Source organism: Streptodolium elevatio, from assembly GCF_053592165.1.
Genome location: NZ_JBSFVE010000011.1, coordinates 287,028 through 307,414 on the forward strand (window position 1 = coordinate 287,028; position 20,387 = coordinate 307,414).

19 protein-coding genes are annotated in these 20,387 nt (G+C 72.4%); 12 read left to right on the forward strand and 7 right to left on the reverse strand.

Features of this window, described 5'->3' with window-relative positions; all coding sequences use genetic code 11:
* The first annotated feature begins 40 nt into the window (after nucleotides 1-40).
* Entirely contained in the window at nucleotides 41-1,006 is a 966-nt protein-coding gene (locus ACWD12_RS21865; protein WP_450100914.1) for an alpha/beta hydrolase, read from the forward strand.
* 26 nt (nucleotides 1,007-1,032) lie between these two features.
* Here the strand turns inward: ACWD12_RS21865 and ACWD12_RS21870 are convergent, their stop codons facing one another.
* Nucleotides 1,033-2,226, reverse strand: a complete 1,194-nt coding sequence (locus tag ACWD12_RS21870; RefSeq protein ID WP_450100915.1) for a sensor histidine kinase — start codon at nucleotides 2,224-2,226, stop codon at nucleotides 1,033-1,035.
* A 9-nt stretch (nucleotides 2,227-2,235) separates the two neighbouring features.
* The gene (locus tag ACWD12_RS21875) at nucleotides 2,236-2,889 is read right to left on the reverse strand and encodes a response regulator transcription factor (RefSeq protein WP_450100939.1); all 654 of its coding nucleotides are present in this window, start codon (nucleotides 2,887-2,889) and stop codon (nucleotides 2,236-2,238) included.
* A gap of 413 nt (nucleotides 2,890-3,302) precedes the next feature.
* On the opposite strand from ACWD12_RS21875, the gene ACWD12_RS21880 reads away from it, so the two are divergent.
* The 3 genes from ACWD12_RS21880 to ACWD12_RS21890 all read left to right on the forward strand — a co-directional run bounded on the left by ACWD12_RS21880 (nucleotide 3,303) and on the right by ACWD12_RS21890 (nucleotide 5,725).
* Nucleotides 3,303-4,211: an intradiol ring-cleavage dioxygenase gene (locus tag ACWD12_RS21880; protein ID WP_450100916.1), complete on the forward strand. Its 909-nt coding sequence runs from the start codon at nucleotides 3,303-3,305 to the stop codon at nucleotides 4,209-4,211.
* Nucleotides 4,212-4,404: 193 nt separating this feature from the next.
* Nucleotides 4,405-5,175 (forward strand): SDR family NAD(P)-dependent oxidoreductase, encoded by a 771-nt coding sequence (locus tag ACWD12_RS21885; RefSeq protein ID WP_450100917.1) that lies wholly within the window; start codon nucleotides 4,405-4,407, stop codon nucleotides 5,173-5,175.
* 49 nt (nucleotides 5,176-5,224) lie between these two features.
* On the forward strand, nucleotides 5,225-5,725 hold the full coding sequence (locus ACWD12_RS21890) for a hypothetical protein (protein ID WP_450100918.1): 501 nt from the start codon (nucleotides 5,225-5,227) through the stop codon (nucleotides 5,723-5,725).
* 3 nt (nucleotides 5,726-5,728) lie between these two features.
* Here ACWD12_RS21890 and ACWD12_RS21895 read toward each other — a convergent pair whose 3' ends face one another.
* The gene (locus ACWD12_RS21895; RefSeq protein ID WP_450100919.1) at nucleotides 5,729-6,547 is read right to left on the reverse strand and encodes a hypothetical protein; all 819 of its coding nucleotides are present in this window, start codon (nucleotides 6,545-6,547) and stop codon (nucleotides 5,729-5,731) included.
* 226 nt (nucleotides 6,548-6,773) lie between these two features.
* Here ACWD12_RS21895 and ACWD12_RS21900 point away from each other — a divergent pair, with 226 nt between their 5' ends.
* On the forward strand, nucleotides 6,774-7,943 hold the full coding sequence (locus tag ACWD12_RS21900; protein ID WP_450100920.1) for an alkaline phosphatase PhoX: 1,170 nt from the start codon (nucleotides 6,774-6,776) through the stop codon (nucleotides 7,941-7,943).
* On the opposite strand, the gene ACWD12_RS21905 is transcribed toward ACWD12_RS21900, so the two are convergent.
* Nucleotides 7,887-9,215, reverse strand: coding sequence for an MFS transporter (locus ACWD12_RS21905; protein ID WP_450100921.1), 1,329 nt, complete (start codon nucleotides 9,213-9,215; stop codon nucleotides 7,887-7,889). The two genes, ACWD12_RS21900 and ACWD12_RS21905, sit on opposite strands and share 57 nt — an antisense overlap.
* Nucleotides 9,216-9,377: 162 nt before the next feature.
* On the opposite strand from ACWD12_RS21905, the gene ACWD12_RS21910 reads away from it, so the two are divergent.
* Nucleotides 9,378-9,851, forward strand: a complete 474-nt coding sequence (locus ACWD12_RS21910) for a MarR family winged helix-turn-helix transcriptional regulator (RefSeq protein WP_450100922.1) — start codon at nucleotides 9,378-9,380, stop codon at nucleotides 9,849-9,851.
* A 94-nt stretch (nucleotides 9,852-9,945) separates the two neighbouring features.
* Nucleotides 9,946-10,503, forward strand: coding sequence for a DUF5709 domain-containing protein (locus tag ACWD12_RS21915; protein WP_450100923.1), 558 nt, complete (start codon nucleotides 9,946-9,948; stop codon nucleotides 10,501-10,503).
* 175 nt (nucleotides 10,504-10,678) lie between these two features.
* Here the strand turns inward: ACWD12_RS21915 and ACWD12_RS21920 are convergent, their stop codons facing one another.
* On the reverse strand, nucleotides 10,679-11,590 hold the full coding sequence (locus tag ACWD12_RS21920) for a tyrosine-protein phosphatase (RefSeq protein WP_450100924.1): 912 nt from the start codon (nucleotides 11,588-11,590) through the stop codon (nucleotides 10,679-10,681).
* A gap of 234 nt (nucleotides 11,591-11,824) precedes the next feature.
* Between ACWD12_RS21920 and ACWD12_RS21925 the strand changes: the two genes are divergently transcribed.
* From ACWD12_RS21925 to ACWD12_RS21940, 4 genes are all read left to right on the forward strand, one after another.
* A complete protein-coding gene (locus tag ACWD12_RS21925; RefSeq protein WP_450100925.1) occupies nucleotides 11,825-12,829 on the forward strand; it encodes a YdcF family protein in 1,005 nt (334 codons plus the stop codon).
* A 244-nt stretch (nucleotides 12,830-13,073) separates the two neighbouring features.
* Nucleotides 13,074-14,756, forward strand: coding sequence for an N-acyl-D-amino-acid deacylase family protein (locus ACWD12_RS21930; RefSeq protein ID WP_450100926.1), 1,683 nt, complete (start codon nucleotides 13,074-13,076; stop codon nucleotides 14,754-14,756).
* An 81-nt stretch (nucleotides 14,757-14,837) separates the two neighbouring features.
* On the forward strand, nucleotides 14,838-15,983 hold the full coding sequence (locus tag ACWD12_RS21935) for an amidohydrolase family protein (protein ID WP_358353829.1): 1,146 nt from the start codon (nucleotides 14,838-14,840) through the stop codon (nucleotides 15,981-15,983).
* Between the two features lie 25 nt (nucleotides 15,984-16,008).
* Nucleotides 16,009-16,158: a hypothetical protein gene (locus ACWD12_RS21940; RefSeq protein ID WP_358353832.1), complete on the forward strand. Its 150-nt coding sequence runs from the start codon at nucleotides 16,009-16,011 to the stop codon at nucleotides 16,156-16,158.
* A gap of 67 nt (nucleotides 16,159-16,225) precedes the next feature.
* Here the strand turns inward: ACWD12_RS21940 and ACWD12_RS21945 are convergent, their stop codons facing one another.
* Together ACWD12_RS21945 and ACWD12_RS21950 are read right to left on the reverse strand one after the other, a co-directional pair.
* Nucleotides 16,226-16,714: a MarR family winged helix-turn-helix transcriptional regulator gene (locus ACWD12_RS21945; protein ID WP_450100927.1), complete on the reverse strand. Its 489-nt coding sequence runs from the start codon at nucleotides 16,712-16,714 to the stop codon at nucleotides 16,226-16,228.
* A 179-nt stretch (nucleotides 16,715-16,893) separates the two neighbouring features.
* On the reverse strand, nucleotides 16,894-18,678 hold the full coding sequence (locus ACWD12_RS21950; RefSeq protein WP_450100928.1) for a cholesterol oxidase substrate-binding domain-containing protein: 1,785 nt from the start codon (nucleotides 18,676-18,678) through the stop codon (nucleotides 16,894-16,896).
* A gap of 344 nt (nucleotides 18,679-19,022) precedes the next feature.
* On the opposite strand from ACWD12_RS21950, the gene ACWD12_RS21955 reads away from it, so the two are divergent.
* A complete protein-coding gene (locus tag ACWD12_RS21955; protein WP_450100929.1) occupies nucleotides 19,023-20,144 on the forward strand; it encodes a baeRF3 domain-containing protein in 1,122 nt (373 codons plus the stop codon).
* The last annotated feature ends 243 nt before the right edge of the window (nucleotides 20,145-20,387 follow it).

Sequence of the window (20,387 nt, forward strand, 5' to 3'; positions counted from 1 at the left end):
GTCGCGCGGCGTACGGCCGCGCACCTGGGAGGACCACCGCATGGGCCACGCCGAAGACCGCATCGACCCGCAATTGCGCGCGCTGCTGCCGATGTTGCCGAGGGTGGACGTCGCCGATCCCGTGGGCTTCCGCGAGGCGCAGCGGGTACGCCAGGCGCAACTGGCCGCCACGGCCGGACCGTTGCCCGGAGTCACGGTCGCGGACCGGACCGTCCCGGGCGTGGCCGACGGGCCGGACGTGCCGATACGCGTCTACGCACCCGACCGCGACCCGGCGCTGCGCGGTGTGCTGGTGTGGTTCCACGGCGGCGGATACGTCTTCGGCGACATAGCGAGTTCCGACCGATCCTGTGCCGCACTCGCGGTCGAGGCGGACTGCGTCGTCGTCAGCGTGGAATACCGGTTGGCGCCGGAGGACCCGTATCCCGCGGGTCTCGAGGATGCCCACGCCGCGCTCCTTTGGGTGGCCGAGCACGCGTCCGAGGTGGTCGGCTGGGGTGTCGACGCGTCGCGGATCGCGGTGGGCGGGGTGAGCGCGGGCGCGGGGCTCGCGGCGGCACTGGCGCTCTACGTTCGGGACAAGGGCGGCCCCGCGTTGGTGCTGCAACTGCTGGACAACCCGATGATCGACAATCACGTGGGCACCGTGTCCGCGAACGCGTTCACCGACACCCCGCTGTGGACCGGCCCGCAGGACAGGCTCGCCTGGAGCGCCTACCTCGGCGGCCTCGCCGGGTCGGCCGAGGCCGACGTACCGCCGTACGCCGCCCCGAGCCGGGCCACCGAACTGGCGGGCCTGCCCCCGGCGTTCGTCACCGCGAACGAGTTCGACCCACTGCGCGACGAGGGCATCGAGTACGCGCTGCGGCTGCTCCAGGCCGGCGTACCCGTCGAACTCCACCACCGCCCCGGCACCTTCCACGGCTCCAACTTCCTGCCCGGCGCGGAGGTCTCCGAGCGAGCGAGGGAGGACATGTACGCGGCGGTACGGCGCGCGTTCGCGTAGCGGCGACTCGCTCGGCGGGCCGCGCGTCAGACCACGACGGCGTGCGGCACCCCGGCGCGTGTGACCGGGCTCGGGGCGAACGCGACCCGCACGTCCAGACCCCCTTCGGGCCGCGGGACGACGCCCAGCGCGGCGCCGTGCGCGGCGGCCACCGCGGCGACGATCGACAGACCGACCCCGAGGCCCTCGCGATCGCTCAGTCGCGCCTCGTCCAGGCGGCGGAACGGTTCGAAGAGCAGGGCCACTTGGTCCGGCTGCACCACGGGGCCGGAGTTGGTGACCCGGACGAAGGACCAGCCGTTCTCGACGCCCGTCGCCACCGCGACGCGGCCGCCGGGCACGTTGTGCCGTACGGCGTTGTCCAGCAGGTTGGCGACCAGCCGTGCCACCAGCGCCTCGTCGCCCAGCACTGGGGCGGTGTTCAGGCTGCCGGCCACCGACTCGACCCGGCGACCGCCGGCCGACGCCTCCGCACGGCACCGGGCGAGTAGCGGCTCGGCGACCTCGGCGAGGTCGAACTCCGCACGGCGGCCGAGGCCGCGCTCGCTGCGCGCCAGGGTGAGCAGCGCCTCGATCAGCTGCTCCTGGCGCCGGCTCCCGTCCAACACCCGCTCGCATGTGGCCCGCAGGTCCTCGACGGATGCGTCGGGGTCGGCGAGAGCGACCTCGACCACCGCGCGCTGGTAGGTCAACGGCGTCCGCAGCTCGTGCGAGGCGTTCGCGACGAACCGCCGCTGCGCCTCGAACGCGCCCTGAAGGTCGCCCAACAGGCCGTCGAACGTGTCGGCCAGCTCCTTGAGTTCGTCCGGCGGCCCGCCGGCGTCCAGGCGCCGGTGCAGATCGCGCGCGGAGATCGAGCGCACCGTGACCGTCATGGTGTGCAGCGGGCGAAGGACCCGCCCCGCCATCAGCCAGCCCAACGCGATGGACAGCACGGCCATGACGCCCAACGCGACCGCGGACGCCGCGAGCAGGTCCGCCAGTTGCCGGTCCCGCTGCTCGGCAAGGCTCTCGCCGAGCAACTCCTCGGGGGTCGAAGGGTCGCCGGGGTCGCCGGGCAGGACCCCTCGGATACGTATCTGCGGGCCCAAGGGCGATCGCGCGTCCTGCCAGGGCAGGGCACCGGCCGCCAGGGCGTAGGTCACGACGAGCAGCACCGCGCCCGCCGCGAGGAACAGGGCCCCGTACAGCGCGGTCAGACGAAGGCGAATGGTCCACACGCCGGCGCCCTAGAGCCGGTACCCGGCCTGGGCCACGGTTGCGATGACCGGCGGCTCGCCCAACTTGCGGCGCAGGCGGCTGACCGTCACCTTCACGGTGTTGGTGAACGGGTCGGTGGCCGCGTCCCACGCCCGTTCCAGCAGCTCGTCCGCCGACACGACCCGGCCCCGGGCCGACATGAGCAGCTCCAGGACCGCGAACTCCTTCGGACTGAGGACCAGTTGCCGGCCGCCACGCCGCGCCTGCCGCCGACCCGCGTCGAGCACGAGGTCGCCGAACTCCAGAACCGGCGGCACGTCAGGTTGCGCCCGGCGTCCCAACGCCCTTATCCGGGCCACCAGTTCGGCGAACGCGAAGGGTTTGGGAAGGTAGTCGTCCGCGCCCACCTCAAGGCCGTCCACCCGGTCCTCGATCGTCGAGGCCGCGGTGAGCATCAACACCCTTGCGGGGGAGCGGCGTCCGACGAGGGTACGGCAGACGTCGTCGCCGTGTACCCGGGGGAGGTCGCGGTCCAGGACGACCACGTCGTACCGGTTGACCGCGATGCGTTCGAGCGCGGACTCGCCGTCACCGGCAATGTCGACCGCCATCCCGGCCCGCCGCAGCCCGGACGCCAGTGTCTCCGCCAACTCGCGGTGGTCCTCCACGACGAGAACGCGCACGTACTCCACCCCCAGGCCGTCCGACTTCGGGACCATCGTCTCCTTCCGCGCGTTACAGCACGGTAAGTACGGCCGCCCGCGTCCGCCCCGAAGGCCGGTCGGACGTCACCGAAGTGGACGACGCACTCGGCCCCGGGAATCGCGGCAGATGCCGTGTCGGCGGGAGGGGGGTGAGGGCGACGCCGGGGGAGTACATGGCGGCTCCTGCGATCGTGGTCGTGCGGTCTGTCGGCGCGTCGGGGCCGAGGATCCCGGAGGCGCCTGACGGCAGGATTCCCGGCCGGGACAAGAAGATCGTGAGGAATCCCGACGCGTGCCACGCCTGTGAACCGCACTGGGACCGCGCTCGGCCGCCCGAGGGCGGGCCCGGCGCGTCTCACCGGTTTTTCACACTCGTCGGCGAAGCTCGGCGCATGACAGCGAACAACATGTCCCGGCGCAGGTTCCTCGTCGTCGGGACCGGCACCGCGGCGGCCGGCCTGGCGCTCGCCGCCTGCGGGGACGACTCCGGCAACGGCTCGGGCGACAACGGCGCCAAGGAGGGGGCGGCCCCGTCCGCCTCGGCGTCGCCGCAGGCGTCCGGTTCCGGCACCACCACTCAGTGCGTGCTGACCGCGAACGCCACAGAGGGGCCGTACCACCTCGACGACGCACTCGTGCGCCAGGACATCACCGAGGGCAAGCAGGGCGTCCCGCTCCGGCTGCGCCTGACCGTCCAGGACACGACGGCCTCGTGCGCGGCCGTCGCCGGCGCGGCCGTGGAGATCTGGCACTGCGACGCGTGGGGCTACTACTCGGGCTTCACCACCGCGAGCCCCGGGGGCGGAGTACCCGCGGAGAACACGGACGGCAGCAGCGCGAACGACCGGACGTACCTGCGCGGTTACCAGGTCGCGGGCGCCGACGGCGTGGTGGAGTTCACCACCATCGTGCCCGGCTGGTACACGCCGCGCGTCATGCACATCCACGTCAAGGTGCACACCGGTGGCGCGCAGCAGGACGGCACGTACGAAGGCGGCAAGGTCAACTTCACGGGACAGCTCTTCTTCCCCGACTCCCTCGGGGGGGAGGTGTTCCCGCTCGCGCCGTACAACCGGCACTCCGGAACGCCGACCAAGCTCGACGGCGACAGTGTGTACGGCGGCGGAGGTGCGTCCGACGGCCTCATGACCGTGACGCCCGTTCAGGCGGCCACGCCGTCGGCCGGATACGTGGGCACGCTCACCCTCGGCGTCGACACCACCAAGGAGAACAGCGGCGCGGGCGGACCGGGTGGCGGCCCGCCGGGAGGCGGCGGTGACAGCGGCGGCGGCCGCGGCTGACTCGGGCGGACCCGCTTTCCGGTGCACTCCGGACGCCGCCCCGCTCCCGGTCCGCACGGCCTGTGCCCGCCCTGGCCGGGAGCTCCGCACACGTGTCTGGAGAGTCGCGCCGGGCTGTGGCACGATCCGTCAGCACAGGGGCACAGTCGTTCGAGCCGTGCCCGGGTTCGCCTTGATCCGTTGGAGTGAACGCATGTCGATAGTCCACGTGCCCGGCCGGTTCGACGGCAAGACCGCACTCGTCACCGGAGCCGGATCGGGCGTCGGCCGCGCGACCACGCTGCGCCTCGCGGCCGAGGGCGCGAACGTCTACGCCCTGGACATCAACACCGACGCGCTGGCCGAGACCGCCAAGCTGGCCGGCGGCCTGGCCGGCAAGGTCGCGACGCGCGTCACCGACGTCGCGAGGCGCGACGAGTGCTTCGCCGCGGTGGCGGACTGCGTCGCCGAGTTCGGTGGCCTGGACGTGCTCGGCAACGTCGCGGGCATCGCGCGCGCCGAGCACGTGCTCGAGGTGACCGAGGCGGACTACCGCCGCATGATGGGCGTCAACACCGACGGCTACTTCTTCATGTGCCAGGCCGCGATCCCGCACCTTCTGGAGCGCTCCGGCAACATTGTCAACATCGCGTCGAACGCGGGCGTCATGGGCCTCGCGTACAGCGTCGTCTACACGATGTCCAAGGGCGCCGTCGTACAGCTGACGCGTTCGCTGGCCTGGGAGTTCATCAAGACGCCGCTGCGCGTTAACGCGATCGCGCCGGGCGGCATCGAGACGAACCTCGTCGCCAACTACCAGATGCCAGCCGATGTCGACTGGGACATGGTCGGCCGCTCGACCACGCCGCGCCCGATGGCGCAGCCGGAGGACATCGCCTCGATGTTCGCGTACGTCGCCTCCGACGAGGCGCGCAACGTGCACGGCGCCATTCTCAACAACGACACCGGCCTGACCGCCGGCTGACACGTCGTCAACCCTGGTGCGGGGCCCCGCCGTCGGTACGATCGTCTGCGTGGCTGCAGACGGGGGCGCGGACGGCGGGGCACCTGCAAGTACGGGCGAGGCGCGGAAACCGCGCCTGGGGCCGTGGGACACCGGCGCGAAGGTCCTGCACGCCCTGGGGCTGGCGACGCTGCTGGTGTCCGAGTATCTGCGGTTCTACATGGACGACGTGCGTGCGGGCCGCCCGGTGCCGAACACCGTCGAGTCCGCCCTCGAATCCGCCGTCGCGGCGGCGCGGGACGGCTCGTTCCACCGCACGTTCTGGGACATCCAGGAGGACGTCTCGTTCGGCCAGGAGCGGGCGGCGCTGTGGGCCGCGGTCTTCTTCGCAGTCGTCGTACGGCGCAACAATCACGGGCCGACCGACCTCCAGACGGCCATCTCCGTTGTCACGGCCGCCTATTGCGCGATCGCCGCGCTGGCGGGTTCGTATCTGCTCTCCGCGGGCCCACCGGTGCTGTTCGCGCTGCTCTTCTCGTTCGGCGCGATGTTCACGGTCACCCGCGAGTAGCCGTCAACGGGCCGGATAGGTCGCGCAGATGAGCGTCGAGTTGTTGCGGGCCAGCCAATACCAGTAGCGCGTCCGGTCGTTCGTCGCGCGCCGGCACATCGAGTCGGTGAGCGTGCTCGGCGCCCGGTACACGTTCGTGATTACGAGGATCGAGTCGTACTCGACCGGAATGCGCTGGGCGCCGCAGTCGGCCCAGGTGAACAGGTTGCCGGAGTACTGCGGATCGCTCGACGTGCCGCCTTCGCGGCTGACCAGGAAGCACTGCCCTTGCTTGAACTGCCGTTCCAGGCACAGGGAGACGTTGCCGTAGCCCCAGCGCGCGTACCCGGCGTCGGCGGTCGGGCAGGTGCCGTTGACCCCGGCCACCCGTGCGTACGCCTCCCATGCGCCGCACGGCACCTGCCGCGGCACCTCGCTGTTCCAGGTCCCGGCGCTGTCGCCGAGCAGGTACGCGTTGAGGCACGTCCCGACCCGCGCGGCAGCCTCGAAGGCCTCCTGGCGGGGATCGTGTACAGGCGCCGGTGGGGCCACCGGCCGCGGGTACGTCGGGTCGGGGGCCGCGGTGTACGGGTCCTCGGCGTCCGGATCCTCGGTGTCCGGGTCCGAGGCATCCGCGGGGGGAGCGGCACGGCGCGTGGCCGTGGCGTCCGGGAGCCGCGGCGTGCCGCCCGGCCCGGCCGTGCCGACCCCGCCGGTGAACGCCGTCCCGCCTCTCCCCGAGTCGTCCTCGAGGAGGAAGGGCAGGAACGCGACCGCGAACAGCACTGCGGCCAGTGCCAATACGAGGCTTCCATTGGTCGTGGACTGCGATTCCCCCGTCATCGTCCGCATGGTACGGACTCGGCGGCCGGACGGAAACCGATCCCACCCGCCGTGCGCCGAGCACTCGTTCGCGACCGCGACGCCCGAATGGGCGCCTCTGTAAGCCGGATGGTCGTCCGGAGTTCACCGGCAGCCGCTCGAAACCGATCGCACAGCACTAGCGTCGGGCAGCGGACCGAGAGACTCTGGGCGACGGCCAGACCGTCCGCGACAAAGGGGGCACAACATGGACCGGCGTACGTTCCTGCGAGGCACCGCCGTCGGAGCGGGCACCGTCGCTCTCGGCGGATCGCTGTGGAGCTCGGTCGCGGGCGCCGCGCCCGCGCAACCGGGTGCCGGGCCCTACGGGGCGCTGCTCGGCCCGGACGCGAACGGCGTACGGCTCCCGGCCGGCTTCACCTCCCGCGTCGTCGCCCGCAGCGGCCGGTTCGTGACCCGAACGCTGCACCTGTGGCACGGCGCGCCCGACGGCGGCGCGTGCTTCCCGGACGGCGACGGCTGGATCTACGTGTCCAACTCCGAACTCCCTTTGGTGGGCGGGGTGTCCGCGCTGCGTTTCGCGGGCGACGGGCGCATCCGCGGGGCGTACTCGATCCTCGGCGGCACGAACGTGAACTGCGCGGGCGGCGCCACCCCGTGGGGCACGTGGCTCTCCTGCGAGGAGGTGCCGTTCGGCCAGGTGTGGGAGACCGACCCGTACGGCCGCAACGGTGCCGGTGCGCGCCCCGCCATGGGCCGCTTCAAGCACGAGGCCGCCGCGGCCGACCCCGACCGCCGCGTCATCTACCTCACCGAGGACGAAGGCGACGGCTGCCTCTACCGGTTCACCCCGGACACCTGGGGCAACCTGTCGAGCGGCCGCCTGGACGTGCTGTGCGCGCCCGCCGAGCCGGTGACCGGGCCGGTCACCTGGCGGCCCGTGCCCCGCCCCGGCGACTGGCTCGCTGGCACCCGCAACCAGGTCGCGGAGGCGCGGCACTTCGACGGCGGCGAGGGCGCCCACTACCGCGACGGGCGGCTGTGGTTCACCACCAAGGGCGACAACCGCGTGTGGGTGTACGACGCGGCGGCCAGCGTGCTCGACATCGCGTACGACGACGGCCTGGTGCCCGCCGGGACCGCCCCGCTCACCGGTGTCGACAACATCACCGGCCGCCCCAACGGCGACCTGTTCGTTGCCGAGGACGGCGGCGACATGCAGATCTGCCTCATCACCGCGGACGCGACGGTCGCGCCGTTTCTCCAGGTCACCGGGCACGACGGCTCCGAGATCACCGGACCGGCGTTCAGCCCGGACGGCCGGCGGCTGTACTTCTCGTCGCAGCGCGGCACCTCGAACTCACCGCTGGCCGGCGTGACTTTCGAGGTGACGGGCCCCTTCCGGGACGCCGCCTGAGACATCGGCCGGGTCCGGGGCGGGCCCCGCGCCCGTCCCGGACGCGACAGGCCCCGCGCCCGTCCCGGACGCCACGGTGCGTCCGGCCCGCTCCACCGTGCGGCGGCCGGAACGCCGCTCCAACCGGGCGGACAGGACGGCGAGCGCCAGCGCCGACAGTGCCATCAGGGCGCCGACCCAGTTCGGCGAGGTGTAGCCGAGGCCGCCGGCGATCACCACGCCGCCGAGCCAGGTCGCCAGGGCGTTGCCGAGGTTGAACGCCGCGATGTTGCCCGACGAGGCCAGCGTCGGCGCGCCCGCGGCCTGGTCCATGACGCGCTTCTGCAGGGGCGGCACGGTCGCGAAGCCGAAGGCCCCGATCAGCATCAGGGTCACCGCCGCGGCGGCCTTGTGGTGCGCGGTCGCGGTGAACAGGGCGAGAGAGGCGGCCAGTCCGGTCAGCGAGATGTACAAGCTCGGCATCAGGGCGCGGTCCGCGAAACGTCCGCCGACCAGGTTCCCGGCGAACAGGCCGACGCCGAACAGCACCAGGAGCCACGTCACGGAGCCTTCGGAATAGCCGGCGACGTCGGTCATCATCGGCGCGATATAGCTGATGGCGGCGAACACCCCGCCGAAACCGAGCACGGTCATCGCCATGGCCAGCCACACCTGGACATTCCTCAGCGCCTCGAACTCCGGGCGCAGACGGGTGTCGCGGGCGGCCTCTCCGCCGACGCCCGCGCCCGCATGTGCGGGCACCAGGGCGGCGATACCCGCGAGCGCGAGCACGCCGAGACCCGCGACGACGGCGAACGTGGTACGCCAGCCGAACGCCTGGCCGAGCCAGGTGCCGGCCGGTACGCCGACCACGTTGGCCGCGGTCAGGCCGGTGAACATGGTGGCGATTGCGGCGGCCCGCTTGCGCGGCGCCACGAGGTCAGCCGCGACGACGGCGCCGATGCCGAAGAAGGCCCCGTGCGCGAACGCGGCGACCACGCGGCCGGCGAGCATGACGCCGAAGCCCGGCGCGAGGGCGGAGAGCAGGTTGCCGGCGATGAACACGCCCATCAGCGAGAGCAGCATGCGCTTGCGCGGCACCCGGATGCCGAGCACCGCCAGCAGCGGGCCGCCCACGACGACGCCGAGGGCGTACACCGAGAGCACGTGGCCCGCGGTCGGGATGGAGACGGAGTAGGTGTCGGCGACCTCGGGCAGCAGGCCCATCGGGATGAACTCGGTCGTTCCGATGCCGAAGGCGCCGATGGCCAGCGCCAGGAGTGCAAGAGGCATGAGAGGGCTTTCGTCGGGGCCGGGGACGGCACGGCGTAGCGGTTACTTGCAGACGACGTTACTTGCATGCGCGGGATATATGCAAGAGCGGGTTAATCGCGCCAGTGGGGTATCATGGCGGGCAAGAGTCGGCGCGATGCCGGCTGTGAAGGGGAGTGCGGTATGCGTGGACCGGAGATCGACGGGCGCGTCCTCGCCCAGGGCTGGTGCGCCCTCTCGCTGCTCCACGACCGGATCGACGCCCACCTGGAGAAGGCGCTGCAGGGCGCGCACGGGTTGAGCGTCCGGGAGTATTCGGCGCTGGTCGTGCTGAGCGAGCAGCACGACGGGGATGGCGGCCACCTGAGCATGACGCGCCTCGCGGACACCGTGGCCCTGAGCCAGAGCGCGACGACGCGGCTGGTCACGCGCCTGGAGGAGCGCGGCCTGCTGGTGCGGTACCTCTGCCCGACCGACCGGCGCGGCATCTACACCAACGTCACCGACGCGGGCCGGGCGCTGTTCGACCGGGCGCGCGAGACCAACGACCGGGCACTCGAGGAGGCCCTGGCCCACGCCGAGAAGTCGCCCGAGCTGCGGCCGCTGGTCGAGGTCGTGCGCGCCATGCAGCACGCCGCCACGGCCCCGCGGGCCTGATCCGGCGACGCACCCACGTTCGGCGCAACCACCGCCTCGCGGCGCCGCCGCACGTGATCATCGGGATTCCGGCACACGGAGGGAACCCGATTCGATGAGCAGCAGTGGCAAGCCGCCCGGCCGGCGCGGCCCTGACGACGAGCCGTACGAGGACCCCACCCTCGACGCCTCCGAGTCGCTGGTCACCGACGACCTGAGTGCCGACCCGCTGGACGTCGGGGTCGAGCCCCCCGACCGCTGGTCGGCGGCCGAGCGCTTCGGCACCACCGCGGAGGAGGCCGAACGCGGCGAATCCCTCGACCAGTTGCTGGACGAGGAGGAACCCGAGCTGGAGCCGGAGGACATCGACGACATCGACGACCGCTGGGCCGAGGGGCCCGAGCCGCGGTCCGGCCGCCTCGTCGACGAAGACGAGGGGATGTTCGCGGACGACGTCGGCGTCGACTCCGGTGCCGCGTCCGCCGAGGAGGCCGCGGTGCACATCCTGCACGAACGCGAGCCCGTCATCGACGGGCAGCTGGGCCTGGAGTTCGACGCGGACGCGGAAGCCGACGCGGATCCGGACGCGGACACGGATCCGGGCTCCGGGCCGGATTCGGGCGCGGATGCGGACCGGGACACGGACGACCGCGCGGACCCGGACGGCCGCTGACGTACCGGCAAAGCAGCCGCCCGGCCGCCGGGGCTGTGGAGGAGCCCGGCCGCCGGGCGGCCTCGTTTGTTCCCGTTCGGTGCGAACCCGGTGCGAACCCGGTGCGAACCCCGGGCGGCCGATGGTGCGATCGTCGGCGGTGCGAACGCCGCCGGGCACCCTCCGGCCCCCGGCCTCAGGTCACCAGGCGCTGCCGCAACTTGACGAGCGTGAGGACGTCGAGGCCCAGCCCGTCGGTCAGGTACTTGCCGAACGAGCCGTACCGGGCGTCGATCGCGGCCCGTGCGGCGTCCAGGTAGCGCTGGTCGACACCCAGCAGCGGGTCGAGCAGCGACGGGTTCTGCATCCTGCCGCTCGCGAGCAGCTGCTGCTTGAGTGCGTCGTTGCCCGGCTTGAGGTACTGGTTGCTGAGCAGGTAGTCCTGGTTGACCGTGCCGGTCGGCACACCGACGGCCGTCAGCAGGATCGCGGTCATCCAGCCGGCCCGGTCCTTGCCCGCCGAGCAGTGGTACAGCGACACGGTGCCGTTGGCCACGCCCTTGGCCGTCGCGGCGAACTGCGCGCGGATGGCCGGGTCGTCGACGAACGTGCGGTACATGTCGACCACCAGCTGCGCGGCCCTGCCGTTGCCGAGGATCTGCTCCTGCTTGACCGGGTCGCCGGACGTGATGACGGCGTAGAGCGTGGTCATCAGGCCGCCGTCGGAGACGGCCAGGTTGGTGTTCGGTACGCCGGCCGGGTACTTGTCGGGCCCGTTCGCCGCGATCTCCGCCGCGGTGCGGAAGTCGACGATGCCCTTCAGCTTGAGCGCGGCCATCTGCGCCACGCCGTTGGGCGTCACCTTGTTGAGTGCCTCGGACCGGTACAGCACGCCGGAGCGCGTCTTCTCCCCGTCGTACGTCCGGTAGCCGCCCAGGTCGCGGAAGTTCGCGGTGCCCTCCACGGGGACGAGCCGCTGGGCGGTGGGCGGGGCGTGCGCGGCGGCCGACTGCCCCGCCGACGCGGCGGGCCCCGCGGCGATCCCGCCGCCCAGCAGGGCCGCGCCGACACCGAGTGCGATTGCCGTTCTGGATCCGCGTATTCGCATGTGCGTCCACTCCTTGCGAGGGTGGTCTCCTGGTCCGCCGGCGAGCGCGGGCATGCTGCACCACACCCGGAAGTCGTGCTTCCGCTCCCCGGACGAGATTCACCATACGGATGCGTATGGAAAGCGGAAGGGGCATGCGCCGCCGAGGGCATGCCGAAAATGCACGGGTACCGCGCCGCGCGGCATCGATCGCCGGTGGCCGGGAGGGCCAGGGGATTTCCCTAACATTGGCGCGTGATCCCCTACATCGCGGCCTTGGTGTTCTTCGTCCTCTTCGCCGCCGGCGTGCTGCGGGACCGCCGCCGCTTCCGCAACGCCGTCTTCCTGGGCCTCGCGCTGGCGACGCTGGCGATCGGCGTGGTGGACGACCTGGCCAAGGCGCCCGTCGAGGTCTTCGAGATCGTGGTCGCGGCGATCCTGGTGGGCCCCGCGCTCGGCATCCTGGTGCTCGCCGGGCTGCTGGTCGCCAACGGGGTCACGATGGTCCGCAAGGAGGGCCGCGGCATCGCGAACCTGCTCTCGCTGCTCGCCGGGCTCGGCATCCTGGCGTTCGTCGCCCTGCTGGGCGCGGCCGTGGCGGTGGACGACCGCCCGCTGGAGATCGTGGCGACCAGCGCGCTCCTCGTGGTCGGCTACGTCTCGTTCCTGTTCGCGTGCTTCATCGGGTACGCGTACCTCTACGGCCGCATGCCCGTCCGCGGCGACGTCGACTACATCGTCGTCCTCGGGTCCGGCCTCGTGGACGGCGACCAGGTGCCGCCCCTGCTCGCCGGCCGACTCGACCGGGGCCTCGCGGTGTACGAGGCCCAGTCCGCGCGCGGCGGCAAGCCGATCCTGCTCGTCTCGGGCGGCCGGGGCACGGACGAAGTCGTCCCCGAGGCCGTGGCGATGGCCGACTACCTCCTGGCGCGCGGCGTGCCCGCCGACCGCGTGGTGCGCGAGACGCGCTCCACCACCACCACCGAGAACATGCGCTTCAGCAGGGAGATCATGGCCGAGGCGAAGCCGGGCTTCCGCTGCCTCGTCGTCACGAACAACTACCACGCCTTTCGGGCCGCCATGGAGGCGCGCAAGGCCGGGCTGGGCGCCCAGGTGATCGGGTCGCCGACCGCGCGCTACTTCTGGCCGAGTGCGACCATCCGCGAGTTCGCCGCGGTATTCCTCGCGCACGCGTACGTCAACCTCGGCATCTGCGCCGCCCTCGCGCTCGCGGTCGTCGCCGCCTGGACGCAGGCCTGAGGAACCCCTGAGGCGGCCCGGGCCGCTGCCCCGACGCCACCCCGACGCCACCCCGACGCCGCCTGGGCATCGCACCGACATCGCACCGTCGCCGCCCCGGCCCGGCCCGCCGCGCCGAACCATCTGGATTGCGCGTCACAACACTTGTACTTTGCAAGAGCAGATGCTTGACTCCGCGCACGGGCCCGACCGCCACGGTTGCGGCCGGGACCGGCAAGTAGCGTCGAAACGCGAGGAGTTGCCCATGTCGTACGACCTCGCCCTACGCGGCGGGACGGTGCTCGACGGCACCGGCGCACCGCCGTTCCGTGCCGACGTCGGAGTACGCGACGGCCGGATCGCGGAGATCGCCCCCACCGTGCGCGGCGCCGTCGAACTCGACGCCTCGGGCGCGGTGGTGTGCCCGGGCTTCCTCGACCTGCACACGCACTACGACCCGCAGGTCCTGTGGGACCCCTGGCTCACCCCGTCCAGCGGCCAGGGCGTCACCTCGGTCGTCGCCGGCAACTGCGGCCTGTCGCTCGCGCCGTGCCCGCCGGCCATGCGCGGATCGCTGGTCCGGATCCTCGAACACGTCGAGGACATGCCGGCCGCCGTCCTCGATGCGGGCGTCGACTGGTCGTTCACCACCTATCCCGACTACCTCGCCCGGGTCGGGCGGGCCGTCGGCATCAACTTCGGCGGCTACGTGGGCCACAACGCGGTCCGCATGACCGTCCTGGGCGAGGACGCGCACGACCGCGCCGCCACCGCCGACGAGATCGACCGCATGCGCGCCCTGGTCGCGGACGCGTTGCGGGCCGGCGCGCTCGGGTTCTCGACCGACCGCAGCGGCTTCCACATCGGCGACCGAGGGCGGCCCGTGCCCTCGATGAACGCCACGCAGGCCGAGGTCGAGGCGCTCATGCGGGTCACCGCCGAGGTCGGGCGCGGCATCTGCCACGTCGCGCCCGGCGAGGACTTCGCCTGGCTCTACGACTTCCAACCCGCGCTGGGACGCCCCATCACGTGGTCCGCGCTGCTCACCTACCCCGAGGGCAGCCCGCGGGCGCACTGGGCGGACAAGCTCGCGGTGCACCGCGCCGGGCGCGAGGCGGGTGCAGACGTACACCCGCAGGTCACGTGCCGCCCCATCGAGCAGCGCATATCCGCGGCCGACCCGTCCTCGTTCTACTCGGTCCCCGCGTGGGCCGAACTCGCCCCGCTCGCCCCGGCGCAGCGGGCCGAGCGCTACCGCGACGCGGCGTGGCGGGACCGGGCGTACCGCGAACTCGACAGCCGCCGGTGGGTCAACCCGCGCTGGGCCGACATCACCGTCGTGGAAACCGCCCGCCACACCGGCCTCATCGGCCGCGGCATCGCCGAACTCGCCGCCGAGGCACGGCAATCCGGACGCCCCGAGGACGCCGCCCGCACGCCGCTGGACGTCCTGCTCGACCTCAGCCTCGCCGACGACCTGCGCACCCGCTTCGCCGTCACGTTCGCCAACGACGACGGGGACGCGCTGCGCACCCTGCTGGCCGCGGAAGGCTGCGTCCTCGGCCTGTCCGACGCGGGCGCGCACGCCGGGCAGATCTGCGACGCGCACATGCCCGTCGACTTCCTCGCCAACTGGGTCCGCGACCGCGAACTCATGGCACCCGAGCAGGGCGTGCACCGCCTGACCGGTGAACCCGCCGACCTGCTCGGCCTCGCCGACCGCGGCCGGGTGCGCGTCGGCGCGGCCGCCGACCTGCTCGTCCTGCGCTGGGACGACCTGCGCGCACCCACCCCGCGCCGGGTCACCGACCTGCCCTCGGGCGGGGAGCGCCTCGTCGTCGACGCGCCGCCCGGCCTCGAACACGTCGTCGTCAACGGCAGCGTGACCCGCCGTGACGGCGTCGATGTCGGCGGCGACCTGGCCCGCCTGCCCGGCCGCCTTCTCTGACCACCGCACCGGGATCCGCGAGTCGGCTTGCCGCCGACGCATTTGCGGGTCCCGGTCCCGCCCCCAAGACCGGAGTCCGATATGACCGGCCTGTCGCCAGAGCAGTGGATAATCTCCTCCGACTCGCACATCATCGAACCGCCCGACCTGTGGCAGCGCGTCGCCCCCGACGACGAACTCCCGCGCGTGGTCCGCGAGGACGACGGGGACTGGTGGTACGTCGCGGGCCGCCGCACGATGTCGTTCCTCGGCATCCAGACCGGCGAGCGCTTCGCCCACGACCCCGACCGGCTGCGCACGTCCGCCACCTTCGAAGACGTGCGCGACTCCGCGTACGACCCGGCCCGCTACCTCGCCGAGAACGAGTCCGACGGCATTTGGGGCTCGGTCATCTACCCGTCCCAGGGCCTGGTGTCGTACGCGGTCCCGGAGAGCGGCGTCCTCTCGCGCTCGGTCCGCATCTACAACGACTGGCTCGCCGACTTCTGCGCGCACGACCCGGCACGGCTCAAGGGCGTCGCGATGCTCAACACCGACGACCCGGCCGAGGCGGCGGCCGAACTGCGCCGCGCCCACGCGCGCGGGCTCAGCGGCGCGCTGATACCGGTGCGGACTCCCGTGTGGAACCCGTACCGCAGCCCCGCGTACGAGCCGCTCTGGCAGGCCGCCGAGGAACTGGGCGTGCCGATCTCGCTGCACGTGGGCACCGACCGCGCGGACCCGCGTACGGGCGAGTTCTTCCTCGACATCAAGGAGGTCCCGCCGTCCGTCTTCGTCAACAAGGACCAGCAGGTACGCGCCGCGCTCGGCGACCTCATCCTGTCCGGCGTGTTCGAGCGGCACCCGGGCCTGCGCGTCGGCACGGTCGAGCACGAGCTGAGCTGGATCCCGTTCTTCCTGACCCAGATGGACTACACGTACACCGACCGCCCCGCACGCGGCGATTGGCACCGCTTCGCCGACCCCGACGTGCTGCCGTCGCACTACTGGCACAACAACTGCTTCGCGTCCTTCCAGGAGGACGCCCTCGGGGTGCGGGTGCGCGACGTCATCGGCGTCGGCACGCTGATGTTCGGGTCGGACTACCCGCACACGGAGTCCACGTTCCCGCGCAGCCGGGAGATCCTGGGCGGCGTCCTGGCGGACCTGCCCGCGGACGAGGCGGCACGCATCGCCTCGGGCAACGTCGCGGCGCTGTACGGTTTCACGCCGCCTGCCACCCGCTGAAGGCGGCAGCGGCTACGCTCTCCGGATGACGACCGGTACCGAGGACAGGACCGAGGCCGGGAAGGCCGCCGCGGCGCAGTCGCGGGCCGAGTTGTGGCGCCGTCGGCTGCCGTCGATCGCCGCGCTCTGCCTCGTCTTCGTCGTGGCGTGGGTGCTCGACCCGCCCTGCTGCTGAACAATGCGGCCGCGATCCGCGGACCGGCGCGCCGAAAGGCGGCCGGGTCGCGGATCGCGGCGTGCACCTACGGGGCGGACGGCACGCCGCGGGCGTACTCCTCGATCAGGTCGACGTATTGCGTCAGCAGCCGGGTCAGCTCCGCACGGTCCTCGGCCGGCATCGGCGCCAGCACGTCGCGCATCAGGGCGAGCCGGGCCCGGGTGATGCGGCCCGATACGGTCTTGCCGCGGCGGCTCGCCCGGACCGACACATAGCGGCGGTTGGCCGGGTCCGGCTCGCGCTCGGCGAGGCCGAGGCGTACCAGCGGGTCGACGGTGCGCGTCGCGGTCGACGGGTCGATGCCGAGCCGGGCCGCGAGTTCGTGCATGCGCCACACCGGACGTCCCGCAAGGCATTCGAGCGCGTCCACCTGCACAGGCGTGAGCTGGGTGTCGCCTACCTGGTAGAGGTCCTGTTGCAGCAGGCGGCTGGGCGAACTGCGGCGCAGGCGCAACACCGCCTCGACCAACCCGGCGTCCGGATCGAGGGGTTCGGCGGTGGTGCCAGAGCTCATCGGTTCCGTCCCTCACCCGGCGCGGCGCCGCGACCGCGGCGTGACGTATGCAGGGCGCAATTCTTGCACCTCGCAATCCCGGGTGGGAAGGACGGGCGGCCGGGCGGCGGCCGGGTACGGCGCTCCGTGCGGCCGTCCCGTGGGACCGGTGTCGGCCCGCCCGGGACGGCCGCGGCGGCTCAGGTGAGCAGGGTGTCGAGGAACGGGTTGGTGAACACCCTGTGCGGGTCGTACGCGTCGAGCGCGGCAACGCCGGTGTCCCAGTTGTTCCCGGCCGGGAGACCGCTGCGGAACGAGTCCGGCACCGTCGTCCCGACCGTGGTCGGGTCCGACCAGGCGGCCGTACCGCTGTAGCCCCAGCCCTTCGACCACTCCACGCGTACCTGCGGGTAGCTGCCCGAGTAGTTCGCGAGTACCCACTGCTCGGTCTCACGGTAGAACTGCCCGCTGTACGGGGTCCCCGGGGTGGTGAGGATGTCGAGCCACACCGCCACGTCCCACTCGGGGTGGTCGGGCCGCGTCCGCAGCGCCGACAGCGTCGGGTGCACCGCCCCCGCGACCCCCGTGTGCCCGGGATCGTCCAGGCCGGTCACCCGGACCTCCAACGGCCCGTTCATCGGGAACCTGCCCTGTGCCTGGTAGGACGCCAGCGCTCCCTTGTAGTAGGCGTGGAACTCGCTGACCACGCGCTGGATGTCGGCGCGTTTGGTGAGGATCGCGTACCCGTTCGCGGTGACTCGGAAGGTCGTCGGCCGGATGTAGAGCATCGTGTTCTTCGACCAGCCCCACAGGTCCCACGACAGCGTCGCGAGCAGGCCCGCGCTCGACGTCGCCCCCTGGAGGTTGCAGAACGCGGGTGTGAGGCCGGAGTTCCCGGCGATGATCTGGCCGAGCAGGTCGGCGGCCTCGGTGGGCAGGAAGTCGCTGAACGGGTAGTTGTAGGGCGCGGTGACCTGGCGCGACAGCGGCGGCTTGGTCGGGGCCACCGTCCACAGCTTGACCCAGGGGTTGTCGGTGAAGGGGAACCAGATGACCTCCACGCGGCCGCTCTGGTTCACGTACGACGCAAAGGAGTTGGCGCCGGCGGTCGCCGGGGGAGCGAAGATGTCGTCGGCACTCACGGTCATCCAGCTCTGGCAGCGCAGCCGCTGGTTCTGCCCGACGCGCAGCGTGGCCTCGACCACGAAGCCGCGGCCCAGGCTCACCAGCAGCGGGGCGATGGCGGGGTCGGTGCGCTGGAACGTCCTGAGCCTGTACTGCGCGGTGGGCGCGTCCCAGACGACGGCGGTCAGGGACAGCACCAGGTTGCTGATCGAGCCGTACGTGTGGCCGTACGGCCTGGTCTCGCCCACTGCCGGCACGGCGGTCCCGTGCGCGTCGATGGCCAGGACGCCGCCGAGGGTGATGTCGCCGGGTGCCGGCACCGCGGTCAGGCCGTAGCCGGACGCCTCCAGCGTGGCCAGCAGGACGTCCATCGACACGCCTGCCTGCGCGGTGACGCTGGGCGTGGCGCCGGTCTGCACGGCGATCGAGGTGAGGTTCTGGGTGGTGTCGACGAGCAGCGTGGCGGCGCTTCCGGCGTCGGCGGTGACCAGGATGGGGGACCAGTTGTGGCTGTGGCCCTTGGCGCGGAGCGTCCAGCCGTGCGCCTTGGCCCAGTTCGCGAGGATGACGACGTCGGCGGGCGTCGCGGGCGCACACGTCCACAGGTCGTCGACGCGCAGTTCACCGGACCAATTGCGGTACGACTGCTGGTAGACGGCGATGCCGGGCGGCGGACCGGGCGGCGGCGGCACGGTGGCCTCCGCGCCGCCGACGGGTATGCGGGACAGGGGCGTCCACTGCGCCGCGGTCAGCGCGGCCGCGGCGGCCAGGCCGCCCAGGACCGCACGGCGCCCGGGGTCGGAGGCGTCGGACGCCTCGGAGGTTGCAGTTGCCTCGCTGGGGTCTGCTGTGTGGGTCATATGACTCCGTCTTCGTACGCGGTACCGGGGGTGGTACGTACGGCAGAAACACGGCGACACGTGACCGCACACGTGGCGGAGCACCCGACACACGTGTCAACCGGGGAGCAAGAGTGCCGCCGGGCGGATCATTTTTCAATCAACCGACTGATGCATATTTGGCAAGGTTCCGGGAGTTTGGACGGGAACCGGCCAACCGGAGGCAAGGGTGCGGCAACCCGATCGGCGCAGCAGATCAGGGCAGCCCGCGCCGAACCGTGAGACGTTCCTTCAATGGGCGGCACCGTGCTCCGGCACTGCCGCCCGCCCGTATGCCCGACTGCGTTCACCCGCATGGAGGAACGATGCCGCAGGCCGTCCGCCCCACCGCCGAACTGCTGGCCGAGCTGCGCAGGCCGCGTCCGTACCCCGCGGTGTCGGTCACGCTGCCCACGCACCGCCGCCGGCCGGAGAACCAGCAGGACCACATCCGGCTGCGCAACCTCCTTGAGGAGGCGGGCCGACGGCTCGCGGACGACCCCGACGTGCCACGCGAGAGGCGCCTCGCGGTCGCCGAGCATCTGCGGCTCGCGGGCGAGGAGTTGGACCCGGAGCGGTTCCTCGACGGGCTCGTGCTGTACGCGTCGGAGGACGAGCACCGCATGTACCGGGTGGGCGCGGAGGTCTCCGAGCGGGTGGTGTTCGGCACGACGTACCTGACCCGCAACCTGGTCGCCGCGGAGGCGCGGTCGCGCCCCTACTGGGTGCTGGTGCTCAGCGAGGACGACGTTCGGCTGTGGCACGGGCGCGGCACCCAGGTCGAGCCCGTCGAAGGCGACGGCTTCCCGGTCGCCAACCCGGGCGAGGAGCGCGACGGACCGGTCACCCGCGAAGGCGGCGGCCTGGGGGTGTCGCAGGACATGCGCAGCATGTTCACCGAGGCCGACGACAAGCTCGCCGCCGCGCTGGACGGGCGCGCGCAGCCGGTCGTCCTGGTCGGATTGCGGCCGCAGACGTCCCTGTTCCGCTCGGTCACCCGGCACACGGACCACATCGCGGCGGAGCTGGACAAGGGCGGCCTGCGAACCGTCACCCCGGCCGAGCTCGCCGTCGAACTCGCGCCGGTGCGCGAGGAGTTGGCCGAGGCCCGGAGCACGGCGGCGCTGGCGGCGCTGGACGCGGCGCGCAGCGGACGGCGGTACGCGGCAGGCGTCCAGGACGCCTGGCTGCCCGCCCACGAAGGACGTGTGGCGCACCTCGTCGTCGAGGACGGCCTGCGCATCACCGCGCGCCCGGAGGCGGTGGAGGGCGCCGAGCGGGCCGCGCTGAGCGTCCTGGACGGCGGCACCCCGAGCGTCGACGGCGTCGAGGACGACATCGTCGACTCGCTGGTCGAGGCAGTGCTCGACGCGGACGGCGTCGTCGACTTCGTCCCGGACGGAACGCTCGCCGAAGCCGGCGGCCTCGCCGCCGCACTGCGGTTCTAGGGAGTGTCTTCAAGTTCGCGGGCCCGGCGAGGATTTGAAGACACGACCTAGTAGTGCTTTGTTAGCTCGGTCTGGGTTTGCGGTGGGCGGTGGGGCGTCTGCAGGTGGGGCAGGTGCCGTGCCAGGTGGCGAGGAGTTGTTGGAGGTGGTGCACGACCTGGTAGAGAGTCAGGTGCTGTCCGGGGCTTTTGGGTCGGCGTCGGCAGTGGTGCGGATCTCGGTGCAGAACAGGTGGGCGGCGGT